This window comes from Mesorhizobium sp. M3A.F.Ca.ET.175.01.1.1, from assembly GCF_004791945.1.
Taxonomy (GTDB): Bacteria; Pseudomonadota; Alphaproteobacteria; order Rhizobiales; family Rhizobiaceae; genus Mesorhizobium.
On sequence record NZ_SRTP01000234.1, the window covers coordinates 1 to 326 of the forward strand.

Annotated in this window: 1 protein-coding gene; it reads right to left on the bottom strand. The window is 64.1% G+C overall.

The genetic code is table 11. The annotated features are described in order from the left end of the window. Positions 1-326 (bottom strand): HK97 family phage prohead protease (locus EN818_RS31465; protein ID WP_189524001.1); only part of this gene is annotated, 326 nt, incomplete at both ends.

The following is a 326-nucleotide window of genomic DNA, read 5'->3' on the forward strand; positions in this document are numbered from 1 at the left end:
AGCCGATGGAGAGCCCTTTCAAGCCGCCTTCGCGCGCCTGGGCCTCATTCCACTTGCCTTGTTCGGTATCCAAGCCGATGAGGCGGCCCTTCACATGCAGGCCATTCGCATCTTCGGACATCGCGTCCCAGACCCCGACCGGCTCCTGGCGGTTTCCGGTCATGGCGCCGTGCATCTTGTACATCGGCGGCAACGGACGGCCCTCGCGCTGGCGGTCGAGGAGTGACTTCGCGAAGGCGCCTGGCTCAATGACATCGCCGTGGCTATCGATGTTGCCGAAAACCGCGCCGTATCCCTCAAAGGATCCGCGAGGAGCGCTGCCGTTG